This window comes from Delftia sp. JD2 (genome assembly GCF_001682645.1).
In the GTDB taxonomy this organism is placed as follows: Bacteria; Pseudomonadota; Gammaproteobacteria; order Burkholderiales; family Burkholderiaceae_C; genus Comamonas; species Comamonas acidovorans.
The window spans coordinates 33699-52909 of record NZ_LFJT01000005.1 but is presented as its reverse complement, the minus strand read 5'-3'; the positions used below and the strand labels follow the sequence as shown (position 1 = coordinate 52909).

Below are 19211 nucleotides of genomic sequence, written 5' to 3'. Positions count from 1 at the left end.
TCAATTCATGATCAATTGAATTGTCAAGTTTGTGTTTCTTTATTGGGTTTCAAGTATGCCAGTCCTTCAATGCCTAGCTTTTCCAGCGCATTGAACGCTGTTGCATGCCCTGCTTCGCTATCGATCCCTCTTTTTGTGCGTTTGTAGTGCTCAGTATGCAAGGAAATTGGAAGAATTCTTCTAATTACTTTTTTCATCATTCCGCATTCGGCGCTGATGGCGTAAATTACTGCCCCCAGCCACTTTGTAAGATCGCTTCCAGTCGCGGGTATCGCTACTAGGCCGCGAAAAGACTCCTCTTTAGTTATGCCTTTGTCGTCTTTGCGCTTTGCGCGTTGAACCTCAAAAATGTAGCCTTGCAAGTTTTGCGTTTCGATTTTGAATATGAAAACAGATCTTGGGTTGGGAAGGACATTTTTATTTATCCACGAGTAAGTTGCATCTCGCTCAATCTCGCTTGCATTTTCATCTAATTCAGGGAGAGATACGCGCGAGCCTGGCGGTGAAGACTTGGAAAATTCACCATTCTGGTTGTACCATTCAACTGAATTTATGATGTTGGGGTTGGCTTCTTTGAGATAAATCAAGCCATTCCATAAATCAAGAATCGCTCCCTCTGACGGTAAAACTGCATCAGATTCATTGCGTAACTGGCCAATGCCCTTGCCCGTCCCCTCAGTCTCCCCAGGTGCACCAGTATCGCTTGGTTGTGAGGGAATTCTGACCGTTTTGCCGCTCTCTTTTTTCATGGCGACTGGGTAAACGGTGGCAGGGTTGCCAAGAATTTCCATAGCGGGGTCCTTGGTGCGATAAATGTCTGTGTCTCGATCTGCGCTTCGCTCCATATCCACCTGGATTGCTTCATCCTCAGGTATGTCAATTATTTCTCGGTGCGGTAAGGGATAGGGTGACAGGCATTCTGAGTTCCGGGATTCACGTTGTATGTAAAATGCGTGGATTTGAGGTTTTTCTGGCAATGAATGGCCGGTGATGCGCAGGCCTAAGAAGTCGCCGCTGTCCAACTGCACCCCCTCTACTTTCAACTGGGCGGGGCCGTAATGCCAAGGCCCAATGTCCAAGAATGTAATTGACTGATTGCGGGCTTTGAATTCTTTGTCAAGAAATGCTCGTAGACCTGCTATTTTCCTAGCTATTTCTTCATCGTAACGAAGTTGAGCTAAGAGATGGGCATCAGCCTTTGAGATAGGCCACGGTATCCAAATCGAACGATTCGGTGAACTGCTTTCTACAGGCTCGCGCAGCATTAACCGCTCTTGGACTTCCCCTCGCTCGTACGTAATTAAGATCCGGTTCAACTCATCATTGCGCGCATAGCATCTAGTGAAAAATTCCATGCATGGAACTAGTAGCGTTCTGTTCTGATTTTTGAAACGTAGTAGCCTGCTGTGGTCGTGTCTACCGTACGGTAAATAATAATTATGCTCTGGGATCAGTGCGGGGCCATAGTCCTTGTGCGATGTTGTGTCGCTCCAATGGTTCGCATCGAAAGAGCCCTTGAAATGTAGTTCGGTGAACTTAAGTTGTCGAGAAGAAATTCCATTGCGCCAAATTGATCCGATTCGCATCTGGCCCAGCAAGTTCATCGGTACCCTGAGCGACAACCATTTGCCTAGTGTGCCATTCTGATCAATGGGGCGGAACCAGACATAGATGCGTGGAACCTCTCCTGGGCTACGGGACCGAGCATTGGCCCCATACCAGAGCAGTACGTAGTCGACGTCCTTGGGAAGCGCATGGCGGTCGATTTTTTGCTGTTTTGGTGAGATTTCTGTATCTGAAATATTGAGCACAAATAAAGTCCAACGCGACGTCAATTCAGGATAGTTCACCTGCACTTCTCGATGCAAGCCGATGCGGCTCATGGTAGCTGGAGTCACCCCTCGTAAAGGTGCTTGAGCGAGAAGGAGCAAGCCTGAAGCTGTGAGAGGCTGCGCCACAGGCAAGCTATCAGTTCAGAATCGACAACATTTGCTCCTTCTGCCGCCCCTGGTAGTACCTCAAAGCTGTGGCAGATGTGCCCTATGCCGCCTAAACAAGACTAGGAGCATTTTGACCAACGGCATCATCTGATGTTTCTCAGGGATGCAGGTCGCGCTCATGAATTTTCCACCCCAGTTCCTCTAGTGTTTTGAGCATGACCCATCCACTTTGCGCGGAGGTGCACCAGTTCTTGTCCAGCAACCCTCGAAACGCGGCCCTCGCCGTAGCCGTCTCGTCGCCATCGAACTGAGCCAGCTTGCGTTGGCAGTACGGGACCATCTGCGCGATGAGATCTTTACACAGCTCGAAAGCATCCAACACCTCAGACGGTGAGGTGCCGGGTGCATAGAACTTCCCGCCTTCCTCGATCAGGCCCAGCTTGGGGTGAGCACCGGCAACTGCGGAAATCATCTCGCTGATGGGAAAGTCAGGTGGTATCCCTGGATAGTTGGCTCGGTCAATGATCATGTCCGTTCCCTGCAGTACTCCCCAAGACGCACATCTCACACAGAAGAAAACGCTACATGGGGCTGTCCACTTTTGCCCTGATGCGCCCAGCGTTCTCGCGAACCGAGCTCGGTCTAGTCGTTTCGCCGCATCGAAGCGCTGACGGAAACTGGTTCGATCCACTTCAACCCGTAGCGCTCAATATCACTCAGGAGAGGGGACCAACTGGCCATTTCCCCTGCATCGGATTGCGTGAGCACGATTCCATCATCAGTTTCGAGGCGGGTGTGATCTGGGAAGTCCAGAACATAGTCGTTGCCATCAAAGTGAATGACTGCCTTAAGGCCAGACCAGCCGAAATCATTGGCGCCATTGTGTTGTCCCAAATCTACCAAGCCGACAACCCTACCCATCGACCCCTGTGGCAAAAATTCGCCTGGGGCACTCAGCTTCTGGCCTTCGCCGGACGCAAAAATTCGCATAAGTGATCTCGTGTGATGTGCTTAACCACATGGTAGCGGCTAGCACCGACAAACAGCACAGACTTTTTTGCGGGAAGGCGCTGCAGGTTCGACAAGCCTCGGACACCATCTCGCGATCACCTTGATTAGTGGACGGATGTTCACTAAACTACCTGACATGGCCCGTACCAATCGCGACACGATGCATTTGCGCAGTCTTCGAGAGCTCTACAAGAGCACGGGCTGTTTCCCGTCTTACAGCAGGATCGCTGTCCATCTCGGGTTCAAGGCGAAGAACGCAGCGTTCAAGCTAGTCAACAGGCTCATCTCTAGTGGTTATTTACTCAAAACCCCTGGGGGCCGCGTGGCGCCAAGTGAGATGTTTTTTACCTTGGATCTCAGTGATGACGAGGTGCGTGCTGGATTCGGCGCGGAGTCGGTAGGCTCGGGTCTCATGCAAGCTCAGGCGTTGGACCAGATGTTGGTGGCCAGGGCGTCAAGCACCGTCTTCATCAAGCTGCGTGGCGATTCGATGGTGGACGCTGGGATCTTGAGCGGAGACATTGCAGCAGTAGAGATCGTGCATCAGGCTGTGCCGGGCGATATCGTGGTGGCAGAGATGGATGGACACGTTACGGTGAAGGAATTTCAGGTGTTTGCGGGACGGCCTCACCTGGTGCCTCACAACACAAGCATGCAGGCCTTGGCGCCGCAGAAATCACTGAACATCATTGGCGTGGTCAGGGGGATCGTTAGAAGTTTTAGACCACTGCCAGCCGGCAAGGCTAAGCTAACCAAGTTGAGGGTAGCGCTATGACAACGACCAGCAAAATCGAATGGACTGAGCAAACCTGGAATCCAACAGTGGGCTGCTCCAAGATATCTCCTGGATGCAAGCACTGCTATGCGGAAGCCATGGCAAAAAGGCTCAAGGCAATGGGTACGCCAGGATACGAGAACGGCTTTGCGCTTACGCTTTTGCCCGACCGGCTCAACGATCCGCTCAAACGCAAGAAGCCAACCGTCTATTTTGTGAATTCGATGTCGGATCTTTTTCATGAGCGCGTGTCGAATGACTACATAGACAAGGTGTTTGAGGTGATCGCACAGACTCCTCACCATACTTACCAAATTCTCACCAAACGGGCGGCACGGATGGAGCGCTACTTTAGAAAGCGTGCCGTGCCAAGCAACGCCTGGCTAGGGGTGTCCGTTGAGGATCGGAAGTACGGTGTACCTCGCATCGATCACTTGCGCAAAGTGCCTGCGAGCATTCGGTTCCTGTCCGTGGAGCCTTTGCTGTCTGATGTTGGCGAACTAGATCTCACAGACATACATTGGGTCATCGTTGGTGGGGAGTCCGGGCCTAAGGCACGTCCAATGAAGACGGAGTGGGCGGAGGCGGTGCGTGTCCAATGTCAGGAGCAAGAAGTTGCATTCTTCTTTAAGCAGTGGGGCGGCTGGGGTGCCGACGGTAAGAAGCGTGCGAAGGCCGCTAACGGACGCGAACTCAATGGACGTACTTGGGACGAAATGCCGACCACCGTTGTCCAGCGTGTAAGCAACCCGCAGGGACCCGAACAACGCGCCTAGAATTGTTTGCATGCATCATCCATGTGCTGACAGCTGGGCATGACGCTACGCCTGCATGCATGCAAAGCGCTTTGAGGCTGAAGAAGTAAGCGGCGCCAAGCGGGGCCTTTGCGCTGTTCACGGCATGGCGCCTTCAAGCTATGAAAGTTGAAGCGCTACGCACTGGAAAATGGAGCTTCAAGGCAGCCGGCGCGGTCTATCCATATGCGTCGCACCCCAAAGGGCTGAGCGCTAGTCCTGGTTTTGTGCGGCAAGTTGAGCGGGCGATGCGTGGGATCAGGCCATCATCGGTCTGTTCGCCAAGGTGTGTTGTTCTCTATCATGTGCTGGTGCTTGTAGATGTTGCTCTTCCAAGCCACCTTTAGGTGTCCCGTCGGTGTCGGGCAGTTCTATTGCCTTGCCGGAGTCTCGTCACGCCGAGTCATGCGTCTACCAATGAAGCTTCTTTTAGCCAAAATAACCTGAAATGGTAAGCATGCAAATGTTTGTCGAAAATATTATTATATAATTATATGCAAATATATAAAATAATAAGTCACCGTTGCTGATGTACTGCTGAGATGCACGTCCGATGTGTGCTCAACTGCGCTCATGGTCCACGCTATCATGCATGACCCCCGCACATTGATAGCCAAGAATGGTCAAACGCTCTGATAAGTATGTTTGGGTAGTCGGTTCTTCGCCGCCTCCCCTGGACCCGCATAGCGTTGTAAAGCACGAAATCGTCCGAGAGTACTTGAGTCGTTATGTCCAGGTGCTGATGAGTAATTACGTTATTGACAGGCTTGTCTTATCTATAGTGGATGGGTTTGCGGGTGGTGGTGAGTATCGTGATGAGAAAAATGGCGAGTTCGTGCCTGGGTCACCACAAATAGTGATCGACGCCTTGACCGAGCAAGAGGTGCTTTTGAACGTTGGCCGTGAAAAACCCCGTACTTTGGATGTCCGCTATTACTTCGTGGAAAAGATTCGCTCAAGTTTCGAGTATCTTAATGCTCTTTTGACTACTCGGTATGGAGCGCATCGCATAGGACAAGACGTTGTACCTTTGCTGGGAAGTTTCCAGAAGAATTTCTCCGGTATCCGGGATGATATTAAGCGTAGGTCCCGTAAACATCGGTCAATTTTTCTGCTTGATCAATACTCATGGGACCAAGTTTCAGGTGCCTTGCTGAAGGAGATATTCAGCACTATCGAGGGAGCAGAAGTAATTCTGACTTTCGCAGTCGATAGCCTAGTTTCATTTCTTGCGGACAATCACCAGAGCCGAGAGAAGATGGCAAAAATGGGTTTTGCTGAATACATCGATTGGGAGGCACTCGAATCCCTGCGAGGCACTAGTGGGCCTGCCTGGCGGGCAGCCATTCAGCGAAACTTGGCTAATGCACTGATCCGAACCAGCGGTGCCCAGCACTCCACTATTTTTTATGTGACACCACTAGGCAGCACACCTTGGACGTACTGGCTCGTACATCTGTCAAACAACTATAAGGCGCGTGACGTCATGATGGAGATACATTGGACAAAATCCAACCAGTTCTCGCACTACTTGGAGCCTGATATCTTTACGCTCGGCTACTCTGCAAGCAAGGACAAGGAAGTCACAGGACAAGACGCACTTGTGTTTGGCGAAGAGTTCCATTTCGACAACATCGCTGCGCAGAAATGCACTTCTGGGCTGGAGCGTAAGCTTGTACCGTGGGTGTTCGGCAAGGGCGATCAGTCCGTCACATTTCGTCAACTTGCGCATGATGTGGGCAGTAATACTCCTGCCACAGAAAAAATGCTGAAGCTCTCGCTAGATGAGGCTATTCGCAGTGGAGATATTATTGTAAATACTAGAGATGGTGGCCGACGAATGAAGGGCAGTTCCTTGCAGTCAGACGACGCACTGTCAGCTCCAAAGCAGCGTTCTTTAATTTATCTTCCTTAAAGAACAGGAGATTGAGGATGAAGAAATCTATAGTAACACAAGCCTCTCTGATTTCTCTGGATGCAATGGTCTACTGCTTCTGGGGTGCGGAGCATCTAGATTTTTAATCTTTCTGGCCTTTATCAATCGCAGTAGAGACGCCTGTAGATCTTGAGGCATCCAGTTGGTTGCTTCCAATATGTCGGCGAAAATTGCTTCATTGACTACGACTGGATGCTTTCTGAGAATTTCTAGCCAGTACTGATCTACAATTTTTTCATCAACTACTCCGGGCGGTAACATCGGCATTTCGTCCGCAAACATATCTCTAATACGACTGGCCTGCTCTCGTGCATCTTTTCTGCGGTCGGCACGCACGCGCTGCTGTATAGCTTCGACTCCATGAGAAATGGTCATGAATTCGATTGTGCCTTTCGGATGGCTACTAAGATAGACTAGGTGGTATTTTGCCCTCTCACGGTTTGGGTCAAGGACGCGCACATAAGCTGTGCGACCAACGTAAGGGGTTTTCTGAGGTGGCAAAGATTCCTTAAGGCTGTTCCGATAAAGACCAAGTAGTCTCTCTTCCCGTTCTTGCGGTGAATGATTATCGAGTTCTTGCACCGCTTCAATAGGTGCACCTAAAAATTCAGCGATTTCCGACTGCCACTCGGTCATTGAGGCTGTTCGATTGATGAAATCGTAGATGAAGTTGATCAAGAACTCCGACCGTGGTCGTTGCAGCAATGGCTGTAATTTTTTTATGCCAATCGACTTCCATCCCTTTGGGTCGATAAAAAAGAAAGTGAATGCCTCTAGTCCGCTCCATTTCAGGATCTGGTCGCGTAGATCCACAAAGTCCCCGTGCAAGCACTGTGCGCTCACGGCGGCAGGAGTCTCATTGACAAGGTAGTTTTGAAGGTTGGAGAAAGCCTCGTCGTCGCGTTCAATGTAGAGGGCTCGCATGGTGGCATTCACGCCAAGCTGGGCAAGCTTTTGTTGGCACTTGGCCATTGTCCGTAAGGACACAGCGATGGAGGTGCTCTCCAGCTGGCTAGTTCCCCAAGGACCAGAAAAGCAGTCGACGTAGCAGATTTCTATTTTCCCCTGCCGCTTGGCCGCCATACCAACGATTAGCAGGAGTTTCTCAAGATAACTTTGCAGCAGTTGGTGCTTGATCCATGCCTGTTCACGGCCCCAGTAGCTCGGTGGGATGGCGGAATGAGCGGCTTTCAGCGCGCCTGTTGGATCGTCATGCGAGTCCAATACATCAGCTGTAGTCATTTATAAACTTTCCATTGCCTTCCACAATGACCGCTGCCATCATCAAATCTGCGACTTCCGCTTGCGACAAGACAGGGAACATGACGCCGTCTCCGCCAGTGCGGCCAACTTGCCGAATCGTGGTATTGATGACGGTTCGCAGGAATTCATTGACTGAAGCCACATTTTCGCGCACGTGAGGCTTCATGGAACGCTTGGACGATCGAGTCATGTCTTGAGTCTGCCAGATGCTATGGTGGATCACAACGCTAAAGAACTTTGGCTTTGGTGTCCAGCCTCGTTATCCGGCTTTGCTAGCCGAGTGCTGGGCGTTTGAACGGACCTCGGCGCAAGGTTGAGATTTGTCTACGAACGAGGGGCCGGCCGGGGCTGGGGGCAGACCAAGAAGATCTATCTCGACGATTGGAGGTGCTGGCACTGCTCTACGGCGTAAAAATCCCAACTCGCCGCTATTTTTTTTCTGTACAAAAGCTTGGTACGCCACTACCCTGTCGCTCTGACCACAGAAGAGGCTATACGGTGCGGCTGTGCTGCGCTAACTGGGCTAACGAGCAAGCGTGGCTGACGGCTACACACGAAATTGATGTTCGAGGGATGGATGACAAATCTGGTGCGCACATCGTTCAGTGAGATTAGTCTCGCTGAGCCGTTCTTTGATTCGCTGAAGGCCGACTACTCGGAATTTCCAATTTGGTTCCAGAAGAAAGTCAATTCAGGAGAGTCGGCCTACCTGTACAAGACCAAGACGAAGGGCCTTGTCGGGTTTCTCTATGTGAAAATTGAGCATGGTAAGGTGACAGACACCGTTCCGCCTCTGAAAGCTGGGGTGCACCTTAAGATCGGAACGATGAAGATTGACGCCCACGGAACTAAGCTGGGTGAGCGATTCATTAAGAAGGTCTTCGATCATGCCTTTGAAGTTCAGGCCGATGATGCTTACGTGACCGTCTTTGCCAAGCACCAAGGGCTCATTGACCTCTATACGCGGTATGGCTTCGAGCCACATGCCGTGAAGGACGGTCCAAACGGCCAAGAGATGGTTCTGCTCAAAAGTTTTCACAAGGCGAAAGACGACATCCTGCTGGATTACCCTCGCATCAAGGCCGATGATGTGACCATCGGGCTGCTGGCCATTTATCCCAAGTACCACTCAAAATTCCTGCCAGATTCGATCCTCAAAACTGAAGACTTCAGCATCCTTGACGATGTCTCCCACGCCAATAGCATCCACAAGATCTACGTCTCTGGAGTCCCCGCAACGGGCAAGCTTAAGCGAGGAGACCTTCTGGTCATGTACCGTACTTCGGACGGCAAAGGGCCAGCACTCTACCGATCTGTTGCAACTTCTATTGGTGTAGTTGAAGAAGTTCGTCGGATAAAAAGCTTTGCAACACTGACTGAGTTCCTTAAGTATGCGGGGCCATACAGTATCTTTCCCAAAGATAAGCTGACCGAGTTGTATGCGAAGAAGAAGCATCACAACATGATCAAATTCACCTACAACATTGCCTTCAGGCGAAGGCTGATCCGCCGGAGGCTTATCGAAGAGGTCGGCTTGGCGGCTGGCACCAAGCGCTGGGACTTTTTCAAACTAACAAGGGAACAGTTCGACCTCATCTTCGAACTCGGACAGGCGCATGAAAGTTATCTTGTCGATTAAGCCCGCTTTCGCGGAAAAGATATTGGATGGTACCAAGAGGTTTGAGTTTCGCAAGTGCGGCTTCACTTCGCTGGATGTAGAGACCGTTGTGATCTACGCAACTAAGCCAGTCGGGAAGGTTGTGGGGGAATTTTCCATCGTTGAGGTCCACAAGGATGAGCCTTCGCGCATCTGGGAGAAGACCAAGGATCATGCGGGCATCAACAAGCGCTTCTTCGATGAGTATTACCAAAACCGGGACACCGCCTATGCGATTGCGGTAGGTACGGTTACGAAGTACGACGAGCCCATGGAGCTTGCCACCCTCGGCCCCGACATCACGCCTCCCCAGTCGTACCGGTATCTTCGGGCTCTCGAGTAGCTACCCCCGCTATGAAATCTGCAGTCATCGACCGTGTCATGGCCGTCCAGGATCCGGGACGCTTCGTTTCGCTCAGCGCACTGGCTAAGTCTCACCTGCTTGCGGTCAGCGGGCTCTACCCCGGCTTCGTCCAGTGGTACGAGAGCAAAGTCGAGCCTGGGTTGCTTTCAGGGGAGCGCAAGATTCTCCTGCGCGCCTCACAGGGGCGACTGGCCGGCCTTGCCGTCTTGAAGATCGCAGAGGAGCGAAAACTCTGCTGCCTTCGTGTGCTGCCGGAGTTTCAGGGAACAGGTGTAGGCGTGCGGCTTTTCAAGCAAGCCTTCGAAGAGCTGGGCACTGAGCATCCATTGCTGTCAGTGGCCGATCAGCGACTCCCGATATTCGACAAAGTCTTCGAGTATTTTGGATTTCAGGTCGGTGCAGAGTACACAGATCTGTACCGTGCGAACAGTGTGGAGTACAGCTTCAACGGGACGTTGCTACTGCCCGATGGCCCGGAGGGACGTTAGCGGTATGCGATGAAGTCATCGGTTTGGACGGTGATTGCGGCGGAGAAAAATGGAAGTGGGGAGATTTATAAAATGCGGTTCTTGCTGGACACAAATATTCTGATCCCGTTGCACGATTCTCTGGCCGTGCTCACGCCCAATCTGGCGAATTTCGTCAGGCTAGCAAGTATCGGCCATCACCAACTCCTGTACCATCCGGCCTCGGTGAAGGACATCCAACGCGACCGGAATGAGGAACGGCGCAACAGGACGCTGCAGAGACTGACGCAGTACACCCGCTTACCTGACGCCGCTCCCTGTCCTTGGTCCCCGGCAGGGGCATCTGTCAACGATCAGTGCGACAATGAGATTCTCTATGCGATCGAGCGGGATGCGGCCCACGTACTCGTCACCGAAGATCAGAAGCTGCTTGCGAAGGCCCGGGCGCGCGCCCTTGATGACAGGGTGTACACGATACAGACAGCAGAGGATCTGCTTGCTCGCCTGCATGTCACGCCCGCACCGAAGCTTCTGAATATCGAGGACGTCGAGCTCAACACGTTCACCGATCAGTTGCCTGGCCCGTTCTTTGACAGCTTGCGTGCGAGCTACGAATTTGACGCTTGGTTCAGAGAGAAGGCAAGAGAAGGCCGCAGTGCCTGGGTTTACCGGGCGAAAGGCGGGTCGGTGGCCGCGCTGTGCATCTACGATGTCCAAAAAAATGAGGTGATCAACGACGCTGGCACTCGTCTGCGCGGAAAAGCCCTCAAATTGTGCACATTCAAGGTGGATAGCGAGGTGCGCGGTAGAAAAATTGGTGAGCTGTTGCTCAAAGCGGCCTTCCTCTATGCGACCAGTGCTCGGTGCGAGAACATCTTCATTCACGCAAATCCAGTGGTTCAGCAACCTCTGATTGATCTGCTTATCGGCTTCGGATTCGCGCAGCAAGGTACCTATGGTGATGATCAGGCCTTCGTGAAAGAGCATCCTATCAATCCACCGGCATCGCTTGCGCCTCCGGTGGATTTTCTGCGGCGATTTTTCCCACACTATCGCAGCGACAACGCCATTCAAAAATTCATCGTTCCTATTCAGCCGCAATTCCACGACATCATTTTTCCGGACTATCCAGGTAATGGAGGGGCCGGTTGTTCAGGACAGTTGGCGCACCTCGGCAATGCGATCAAGCTCGCCTACCTCTCGCATGCACCCTCCAATCTGGTTCAGCCGGGTGATGTGATCTTGTTTTATCGCAGCAGAGATACCAAAGCCATCACTTCGCTCGGTGTCGTTGAAAGGGTGCTTGCCTCGTGTGATGTGGATGAGATCGTCAAGGCGGTACGGCGTCGGACGGTCTATTCGCAGGAGCAAATCGAGGAAATGGCCAAGCGGACCACCAAGGTCATGCTCTTCAGGCACATACAGCACTTCAACACGCCGATCTCCTACCAGACGTTGCTTGATCAGCGAATTGTCTATGGTCCCATTCAATCAATCACGAGGATAGACGATGAGTCTTTTTCCAGAATCATCTGATAGTCCAGGCGGAAGGGCGGCGCTTCTGTCCATCAAGCCGAAATATGCCGACCTCATCCTGGCTGGCACCAAGCGCATCGAACTCAGACGTTCCTGGCCCGATGAAGACATCGGTGTGCTTGTTCTCTACTCATCGGCGCCGGTCCAAAGGCTTGTGGGGGTCGCTTATATCGACACGGTGCGAACAGAGCCTCCTGACAAGTTGTGGCAGCTGGCCGAGCAGTTTGGCGGCGGAGTCACTCGCGAAGAATTCGACGACTACTTTGCCGGTAAGCGCAAGACGTTCGGAATCATGATCAAGTCGGTCGACGTAGCTGAGATCCAACTCGATCCGAAGGAGGTATTTGAAGAGTTCACCCCCCCGCAGTCATACATGTACCTCGACCCACTCAAATACCACTCGATATTTCAGTCGATGTTTCCCTTTAAGAGCCAAAAATGAACATCTTTGTTGCCGGAGTCCACGGTGTGGGCAAGACCTATCTCTGCCAGCACGCTGTCAGTTCTCATGGATTCACTCATGCCTCAGCGAGCAGGTTGATCAAGGAGCAGCTGGCGTTACCCGAGTGGAATGCAAACAAGCTGGTATCCGATATAGATGGTAACCAGCTTGCGTTGATCGCGGCAATTCAACGGTATGCGAAGGCGAATACGCCCATCCTGCTCGATGGACATTTTCTCTTGCGCAATAGTGCTGATGAGTTAACCGAGATCAAGACAGATGTCTTTGCGTCTCTCAATCTGAGCGGTGTCATCCTGCTGGAGAATGACCCGCAGATTATTCGTCAGCAAATTGCCGGTCGAGACGGCATTGAGCAATCGCTTGATGCGCTGCAGGCGGCAATGGACTCTGAGCGGTCACGCGCTGAAGTGGTCTGCAAAGAACTCGGGTTGCCACTGAATATTCTTCGGGCTCCGACTGAGCAGGCGTTTGCCCAGGCCGCTCAGGACTACTTTTCGAAGAGCTCAATGCGAGGTAGCCAAGCGCATGGGCCTGACGCAGCAAAAAATGTCCCATCTTGAGAGGAACGCGCAGAGCGTAAGTGCTGATCGCATTCTCAAACTGTTGAGCGTAATGGGGGTGGAGCTCGTGCTGCGCCGCGCCGGCGCTTCATGGCCAGTCGCTACCAATAGCAAGGACCATCCGTGGTGATCGCATGAGCCGCTTAACGGCATCGATCACGTAGCAGCACCGGTCCTCTGGCTGTCCCGTAGGCCGTGCGGAGCTGCCCGCCGGCAACTACGCCAGGTGATGAGCCGAGACCAACGCCCCGTCTCAGGATCGTTTCGCGCCGCGCGAAAAGTTTCGCTGCGTCCCAGCCCACTCCCTACGCTCAGGCTTTGAAGCTTGGGGCACTGCAGTCCGGGTGGCACGTTCATGGATGAGCGTGAAGAGAGGCCTCTCGCTGCGGGTTTCGCGCTTCAGCAGGAACTCAGAGCAGCCGAAGAACACCAAGTTCTCCCGGGCACGAGAGCAGGCCACGTTCAGTCGCCGCCAGTCCAACAGGAAGTGGATACTGCCTGCGGTGCGGACCGTCGAATACAGCACGATGTCGGCCTCGCTGCCCTGAAAGCTGTCCACGGTGTCGACCTCGATGTCCAGCACGTCCGAAACGTTCGCGCTCTCTTCCAGCAATCGCCGGATCAGGCGCTTCTGCGCACCATAGGGTGTGATGACTGCCACAGTCTTCCTGCGCGACGCATTTTCCTCCCGAGTCCGCAATGCGCTTGCCGCGACCGCGACGAAGTCGCGGATAGCCCGCGCCTCGCCGACATTTTGCCGGCTGGGGCCCTTGCCATTTTCAAGTTCTTCTCGGCCCTGCGGCACATCGTGCCAGCGCAGTGGGTGATCGGGGTCAAGGAAGCCGCGGCGGTCGTGGCGCTTGCCGTTGAACAGTCCACGCTTCCCCGCCGTCGTATAGAACAAGTCCGATACCAAGTCGCCGATTGGCTCGACCATGCGGAACTGCTCTGTGAGCCGCCCCCGGCAGCCTTCAGCCAAGTCCTCGTAGAGCCGCTCGAAGAAGCTGGTCTTGAGGAAGGCGTCCTCGAGAAAGGGCAGGATCTCGCGGGATTCGGCCTCCATCAGTTCGCCGGCCACGCTGGGCGGCAACTGGAAGTGGTCTCCAATGATGATGGCCTTGCGGCAACGCAGCAGCGGGATGAGCATCTCCGGCACGGTGGACCGCCCTCCCTCGTCAATGATGCAGAGGTCGAATTCCATACGGTCACAGCCATGCCGGCGCGACGCAAGGCCCACACAGGTTGCCCCAACCAGCGGGTGGCCTTCAACCAGCAGTTCGGCCAGCTCCTCGTCGTAGGGCGAGCGACCTTCTCGCGGCTGGTGAATGCGCTCCATCCACAACTGTATCCAGGCCGCCTTCTGGTCCTCCCCCAGTGCGGCCGCGCGGCTGTAGGCCTGCTGGCGGCCGATGAAATAGTCGCTCAGCACGGCATCGGCCATGCGGGGCTTCAATTCGGTTTGAATTTTCTCGGCATCGTTGCCAATGCGGAGGATGTTTGCTGCCTGCGCCGGGTGGCTCTGCAGGAAGCGCGCCAAGGCGTTGTCCACTGCTGTGTTCTGCTGCGACACCACCAGCACGCGCGTTTCCGGGTTGGCCGCGTAGATCTGATACAGCATTTCCACGATACAGGTGGTCTTGCCTGTGCCCGGCGGCCCTTGCACCAGGTACAAGTTGGACTCGACAAGGGCCGCCTCCACGATGCGCTTGGCACTTTGGGCTGCCTGCGACGCTTGCCATGCAGAGTTGTGCCAGGAAAGGCCGGCCTGTACGCGTCGGGCCCAGGTGGGGTCGGGAACTGGCTCGTAGCGGCCTGGCGTCAGCAAGATCTGCTGCAGCGTGGGATTGACCAGCCGCCCGGCCATGAAGGCCTGCAGCGCCACACTTTGCCGTTCCAGGTTGGCTAGTTCGCGCCCATCGGGGATGCGCAGCCTGAGGCGGGGTGGCTCCATGGGTCGCAGGCCGCGTTCGGGCGCGGTGCGCTGGATACCCCCATGGGGCAGCCTGACCACGCCCGAGCCTAGCTCCTCGGGCATGCCCTTGAGCTCACCAATACGCAGCCAGCGCTCGCCAGCGGCGCCAGTGTGCAGTTCCTCGATATAGAGGCGTGGCATGGATCGCTGCTTTTTTCCGGCCTCCTCATCCTCCTTCTTCAGCCGCCGCACCAGCCCTGCCTGGCAGGCGCAGTCCCACGACCGGTCTTCGGGCTCCGCCCTCGGCACCAGCGCAAAGGTTTCGTAGCCCTTGCGGTCCCGCAAATAGTCATTGACGCGGCTCCATCGCTCGAAAAACTCGCCTGCCGCGCGGCGCACCTCCTGGTCACCGCCAAACAAGGCTTGTTGCCGACAGAACTGCCTGAACTCGCCGAAGCGCAGGGCATCGACATACACGCGGCCGCTGAAGCGATCGTCAATGAACCGCAGTGCAAAAGGCAGCGTGTCCAGCATCACGGTGTCTATGCCCACGGGGCTGAGGGCTTGAACGCGCAGGACGCCTTCATCGGTCGCAAAGGTCGCATCGACGCGCCAAGGCCCTAGCTGCAGGCTGACGACTAGTTCGCTGCCGACCTCTTGGCAGCCGCGCAGTTGCCAAGACGAACGCTCGGCCTCCCGCAGCAGCGGTGCCAGGTCATGCAGCGCGGCGTTTGCCACGACGAAGACCGGTGCAGTGCTGCTGCTGCCCAAGTCCAGTGACTCGGGTTGCTGGGTCAGTGTCACCGCCCCTTGCAGCAGCAGGCCGTGGTGGTGCAGCAAGACTTCCAGTCTTTCACCTGCGTGATAGCGCTTGCCCGGGAAGGCACTTTCGGACAGGGGCAGAAAGGCGCGCACGCCCCCTGTGAGGACCAACTGACCATTCACTGTGAAGAGACTGGGGAAGCAGCGGACTTCATAGCCCTCGCCACGAGCACCGGAGCCGATGGAACGCGTGACGATTCCTAGGCAAGGGCGGCGTGGCAGGATGTGTTCCACGTACAGCGCACCGCGCAGCAGGCAAGCTTTGAAGTAGCGTGGGTTCTTGCTGGCCAGCAACTGCACAGGGATGGCGTCCTGGTCGGGATGCTGCAGCAGCAGCGCGCGCTGGACGGCATCGCTGTAGCGTTCGCCGTGCTTGTCCTGCAGGAGTTGCAGAACCTGCCCATAGCGATTGCGCTCACCGATCTCCGGTACCTCGATTAACCCCAACTTGCCATCGTAAAACCAGTCCTCCGGCAACCGCGAGCCGGGCACTCCCAGGTCCAGCAGATCCGCGTAGCGGCCACTATCCAGTAGTTGCTTCTGTCGCTCGAGGTACCAGCTACCGTATAGGCGGTACGCCACCAGCCGGTTGCATGCGTCGTCCAGGCGGGCTTGCAGCAGTTGCAGGGAATTGCGGCGAAAGGGGCTAATCGACACATCGGCCAGGTCTTCGCGCAGCCGCGCGCGCAAGGCCGCGAACTCCCCGTCTACGCTGTTCAGCCGAGCCAGGTAACTTTCCATGGCAACGGCGCATTCACCGGACATTTGGCGTGCCATTCGCGTTATGTCGCGGGGTGCGGCTTGCTCCTGCATCGCGCGGGTGATGCGGGAACGCAGATCTTCGTTGGAACGGCGCAGCTCAACGTGATAGCGCTCCTCCGAGTCAGTTTGGCTATCAAGGTAAAACGCCAGTGCCGCCGCACCCAACGATACAAGGATGACTGGCCACATCGCGATGCGCCTCAGCGTCTGTTTTCGGGAAGCAGGGCCCGCAGACCGTCCACCAACTGCTCCGGGTCACCGTGGGGCGACTCCAGCAGCTTGTCCAGCACGCGCTCGCGCTGCCTGTGGCGCGCCATCTCTTCGGCGTGGGCATCGCTCATGCGTTGCATCGTCTCGATGTGATCCAGCTTACGTCCGTGTACCTGAGCGTCGATTTGGGCGATCTCCGCATAGGTTTTCATCCCCACCTGCCTTGTGTCTTCCTCTGCCCGACGGACTTGCGCGTGACCTTCTGCAAGCGCTCGCCGGGTGCGCTCCTTCTCGGCAAACACTCCAGCAATGTCGCCAATCGTTGACGCCCCCACCTTCAGCGCATCCAGCGCCTTGCCAAAATTAGCGGCGCTGGCATTGCCGCCGGGCTTGCCAGGGTTCTTGGGTGACTTCATGGTCTCTCCTTTTTCCTTCACATGTTGAGACGGCCTCAGCCGCCAACGGATTCCATCAGGGTGTGCAGCTGTAGGTCCACCAGCCGGTAGTAGGCGTCCTCCAGCTTGACCAATGGCTGGCAGTTGGGCGGAGCGTCCGGACGCTGAGCCGTGATCAACTGGCCCAGCTTCTTGATATGTCGCGAGAGCGCGTCAAACTCGTCCGCGTCGAACTGAAGTGTTTGCGCCTGCTGCGCCAAAAGAAGTCGCATTTCCTTCAGGTTGGCCTGTACCCGGGCATCTGCAGCCTTGCACTTCAGCTTGTGCTGTTGCAGCAGCTCTTCCAACTGGCGCCTCAGCGTCTCGCCCTCGGCTTCGAGCTGACAGGTGATCTCGCGGGATTGGCGGAGGCGTGCATAGGCGCCGATCGCGTCTAGCACCGAGATCAGTGCGTCCAGCACCACCACGGGCCCAGCGGCCTTGCGTCCCACCCCGTGCGCCGCCGACTCCATCGCGCGTTTTGCGCGGTCAGTGGTGTGCTCGCTCCAGTCGAAGGTATCAGCGAAAAGCCGCACCGTTCTCATGCCGCCATCTCCTCGCGTTTGCGCCCGTCGCTGCAGAAAGCCTGATTAGGATGAGCCTGCGCCAAGCGGGCCGCAATGGCGCTTCCATCCAGGCTGCAGGTCAGCCGATGCGGTCTGGCCTTAACGAAAGCGGCAACGCCCGCAGGCAGTGCCACGGGCGTCAGGTCCGGCGCGGCGCCCTGAGTGCGTACCGGCAGGGTCAGGACCCGACCATCGGGCAGCAGTCTGGCCGGACTCCATCGATGCTCAAGCAGGCCGTTGCTCACCAATTCGATTAGGTGGTGCTGTGCCTCGGGTACCTCAACCGGCCAAGGCAGTGCCTGGTCGCAGCTGAATCGGGTCTCCAGTTCCAGCACAGGCAGAGAGGCTAGCGGCCACGCCGGGTCCCGGCCGCTTCCGCCGCTAGACAGGCGCAGACCGCCAGCAGGGAAGGCCAAAGGCAGGTATTGCACCTGCGGCTCGACCACCCGTAGCAACTCATAGTCCCAGTTGTCCAGTTCCTCGTGGATCAAGGTGTCCGCGCCGGGCCAGAACGTAGCTAGCAGGGCAGTCAGCACCTGCGCGTCCAGCAGTGTGCGCAGGCGGTTCATTTCATCGAAGTGCCAGTACGGTTGCGCCCTGCAGGGCATGACCGCTGCGAGGCTCTGGCACGCGGCGGGCGGCTCAGGAAGTAGTGCCGCTGGCTCCAGCCCCGCCAGCATGAACACCACCTGCTGCCTGAGCGTAAAAGCGTCTAGCCAAATGGAATGTCTGTCGTGATGCAGCAGTCGCTCAACCGCCAGCATGCGTCGACCGCGCTCGCCTAGGGCAGGAGCCCGCCCTTCGGCTGGCTCATCCACGAAGCCGTGTTGGGAAAGGAATACCAGTTGGCGCCCCAGTGCAGCCTCGTGCAGACCGGTCACCTCGGCCACCTGTCCCAAGGTCAGGCCGTCGTCCAGAGCTCTCAACATGAAACGGGATACGCCGCCCAGACTCTTCAGCAGCCGATGCGACAGCCTGAGGGTGTGACACTGGAATGGCAGTAGCAGAGTTACAGCTTCGTTGACCTGGATCACGTCTTGTTTTTCATGCATTGAATCGACCAAACTGACCGGTGCTCTCTTGACCCGCCATCCGCGCGCTGTGTGGGAGTAACTCCTACCGATTCTGCCAGAGCAGAGTCGATCGGTGCTGAGCATAAGTCCTTTCTCAGTGACTTTCTTATGCCCTGCAGAGAATTGCAGTGCATGGCGCAGAAGCTCGGGCAATGGCGCTGACGTAGGGACATCATAGTTATGCCAACGGTCTGTAAAGCGCCAGCGCTGGCTACTTGAGATCTTTACAATTGTGCGCGCGCACCACTTGGCCTCAGTCTTGGGGTTGATGCCATGGAGCTTGGCCAAGGACCGATAGGAGCCGGCCCCTAGCTGGATTGCTTTTTGAATTTATAATTGATCATTTTTTTAAATTAATTCTTCAAGAAATCCCCAATGGAAGAATTGATAAGTCTGGATATATTGCAAGGGTTTATTTTCTGAAGGGCTTGAGGCCTGAGGATGCAGCAAATTCATATCTTTTATAGAAAAAGAGAAGGTTGGCAATTTCTGAAAGTGAGAAGTTGAGAAAAAATCCAAAATGGGGTAATTGGATTTTTGATTTTGATATTTTTAACATGCTAAATTATCAATATAAAAATAACGTGCGCGATGAGATTGCCTCCTGATTTTCCGTCACCGTCCTATAGCTTATCTTTGAAGATACGAACAGGACTGTACATATAA

18 protein-coding genes are annotated in these 19211 nt (G+C 55.1%); 10 read left to right on the top strand and 8 right to left on the bottom strand.

Annotation, left to right across the window (positions count from 1 at the left end; translation table 11 throughout):
* Positions 1 to 23 precede the first annotated feature (23 nt).
* Both ACM14_RS31380 and ACM14_RS04205 read right to left on the bottom strand, forming a co-directional pair.
* Positions 24 to 1883, bottom strand: coding sequence for a hypothetical protein (locus ACM14_RS31380; RefSeq protein ID WP_139093373.1), 1860 nt, complete (start codon positions 1881 to 1883; stop codon positions 24 to 26).
* A 214-nt stretch (positions 1884 to 2097) separates the two neighbouring features.
* Complete coding sequence (locus ACM14_RS04205) at positions 2098 to 2469, bottom strand: hypothetical protein (protein WP_065345433.1); 372 nt, start codon at positions 2467 to 2469, stop codon at positions 2098 to 2100.
* Positions 2470 to 2525: 56 nt separating this feature from the next.
* Between ACM14_RS04205 and ACM14_RS31375 the strand changes: the two genes are divergently transcribed.
* From ACM14_RS31375 to ACM14_RS30450, 4 genes are all read left to right on the top strand, one after another.
* The gene (locus tag ACM14_RS31375; RefSeq protein ID WP_139093372.1) at positions 2526 to 2936 is read left to right on the top strand and encodes a hypothetical protein; all 411 of its coding nucleotides are present in this window, start codon (positions 2526 to 2528) and stop codon (positions 2934 to 2936) included.
* Positions 2937 to 3087: 151 nt separating this feature from the next.
* Positions 3088 to 3726 carry a LexA family transcriptional regulator gene (locus ACM14_RS04195; RefSeq protein ID WP_065345490.1) on the top strand — a complete coding sequence of 213 codons (639 nt, stop codon included), beginning with the start codon at positions 3088 to 3090 and terminating at the stop codon, positions 3724 to 3726.
* On the top strand, positions 3723 to 4502 hold the full coding sequence (locus tag ACM14_RS04190; protein WP_065345431.1) for a DUF5131 family protein: 780 nt from the start codon (positions 3723 to 3725) through the stop codon (positions 4500 to 4502). Before ACM14_RS04195 ends, ACM14_RS04190 begins: the two co-directional genes overlap by 4 nt.
* A 637-nt stretch (positions 4503 to 5139) precedes the next feature.
* Positions 5140 to 6435, top strand: a complete 1296-nt coding sequence (locus ACM14_RS30450; protein ID WP_084027305.1) for a three-Cys-motif partner protein TcmP — start codon at positions 5140 to 5142, stop codon at positions 6433 to 6435.
* A 27-nt stretch (positions 6436 to 6462) separates the two neighbouring features.
* On the opposite strand, the gene tcmP is transcribed toward ACM14_RS30450, so the two are convergent.
* Positions 6463 to 7698, bottom strand: a complete 1236-nt coding sequence (tcmP, locus tag ACM14_RS30445) for a three-Cys-motif partner protein TcmP (RefSeq protein ID WP_084027304.1) — start codon at positions 7696 to 7698, stop codon at positions 6463 to 6465.
* Positions 7685 to 7909, bottom strand: coding sequence for a hypothetical protein (locus ACM14_RS31370; protein WP_139093371.1), 225 nt, complete (start codon positions 7907 to 7909; stop codon positions 7685 to 7687). Before ACM14_RS31370 ends, tcmP begins: the two co-directional genes overlap by 14 nt.
* Before the next feature lie 387 nt (positions 7910 to 8296).
* On the opposite strand from ACM14_RS31370, the gene ACM14_RS04180 reads away from it, so the two are divergent.
* The 6 genes from ACM14_RS04180 to ACM14_RS04155 are packed head-to-tail and all read left to right on the top strand — an operon-like array spanning position 8297 to position 12766.
* Positions 8297 to 9358, top strand: a complete 1062-nt coding sequence (locus ACM14_RS04180; protein WP_065345489.1) for an acetyltransferase — start codon at positions 8297 to 8299, stop codon at positions 9356 to 9358.
* Entirely contained in the window at positions 9336 to 9719 is a 384-nt protein-coding gene (locus ACM14_RS04175) for an ASCH domain-containing protein (RefSeq protein WP_065345429.1), read from the top strand. Before ACM14_RS04180 ends, ACM14_RS04175 begins: the two co-directional genes overlap by 23 nt.
* 11 nt (positions 9720 to 9730) lie before the next feature.
* Positions 9731 to 10228: a GNAT family N-acetyltransferase gene (locus ACM14_RS04170; protein ID WP_139093370.1), complete on the top strand. Its 498-nt coding sequence runs from the start codon at positions 9731 to 9733 to the stop codon at positions 10226 to 10228.
* A 9-nt stretch (positions 10229 to 10237) separates the two neighbouring features.
* Complete coding sequence (locus ACM14_RS04165) at positions 10238 to 11743, top strand: GNAT family N-acetyltransferase (RefSeq protein WP_217491954.1); 1506 nt, start codon at positions 10238 to 10240, stop codon at positions 11741 to 11743.
* Positions 11718 to 12185 (top strand): ASCH domain-containing protein, encoded by a 468-nt coding sequence (locus ACM14_RS04160; protein ID WP_065345426.1) that lies wholly within the window; start codon positions 11718 to 11720, stop codon positions 12183 to 12185. The genes ACM14_RS04165 and ACM14_RS04160 overlap by 26 nt, the downstream gene beginning before the upstream one ends.
* Positions 12182 to 12766, top strand: coding sequence for an ATP-binding protein (locus ACM14_RS04155; RefSeq protein ID WP_084027303.1), 585 nt, complete (start codon positions 12182 to 12184; stop codon positions 12764 to 12766). Before ACM14_RS04160 ends, ACM14_RS04155 begins: the two co-directional genes overlap by 4 nt.
* Before the next feature lie 253 nt (positions 12767 to 13019).
* On the opposite strand, the gene ACM14_RS04150 is transcribed toward ACM14_RS04155, so the two are convergent.
* The 4 genes from ACM14_RS04150 to ACM14_RS04135 are packed head-to-tail and all read right to left on the bottom strand — an operon-like array spanning position 13020 to position 18506.
* Positions 13020 to 16451, bottom strand: coding sequence for a DEAD/DEAH box helicase (locus tag ACM14_RS04150; RefSeq protein ID WP_065345424.1), 3432 nt, complete (start codon positions 16449 to 16451; stop codon positions 13020 to 13022).
* A gap of 11 nt (positions 16452 to 16462) precedes the next feature.
* On the bottom strand, positions 16463 to 16888 hold the full coding sequence (locus tag ACM14_RS04145) for a hypothetical protein (protein WP_065345423.1): 426 nt from the start codon (positions 16886 to 16888) through the stop codon (positions 16463 to 16465).
* Positions 16889 to 16923: 35 nt separating this feature from the next.
* A complete protein-coding gene (locus tag ACM14_RS04140) occupies positions 16924 to 17451 on the bottom strand; it encodes a hypothetical protein (protein WP_065345422.1) in 528 nt (175 codons plus the stop codon).
* Positions 17448 to 18506: a hypothetical protein gene (locus ACM14_RS04135; RefSeq protein WP_139093368.1), complete on the bottom strand. Its 1059-nt coding sequence runs from the start codon at positions 18504 to 18506 to the stop codon at positions 17448 to 17450. Before ACM14_RS04135 ends, ACM14_RS04140 begins: the two co-directional genes overlap by 4 nt.
* Positions 18507 to 19211 lie beyond the last annotated feature (705 nt).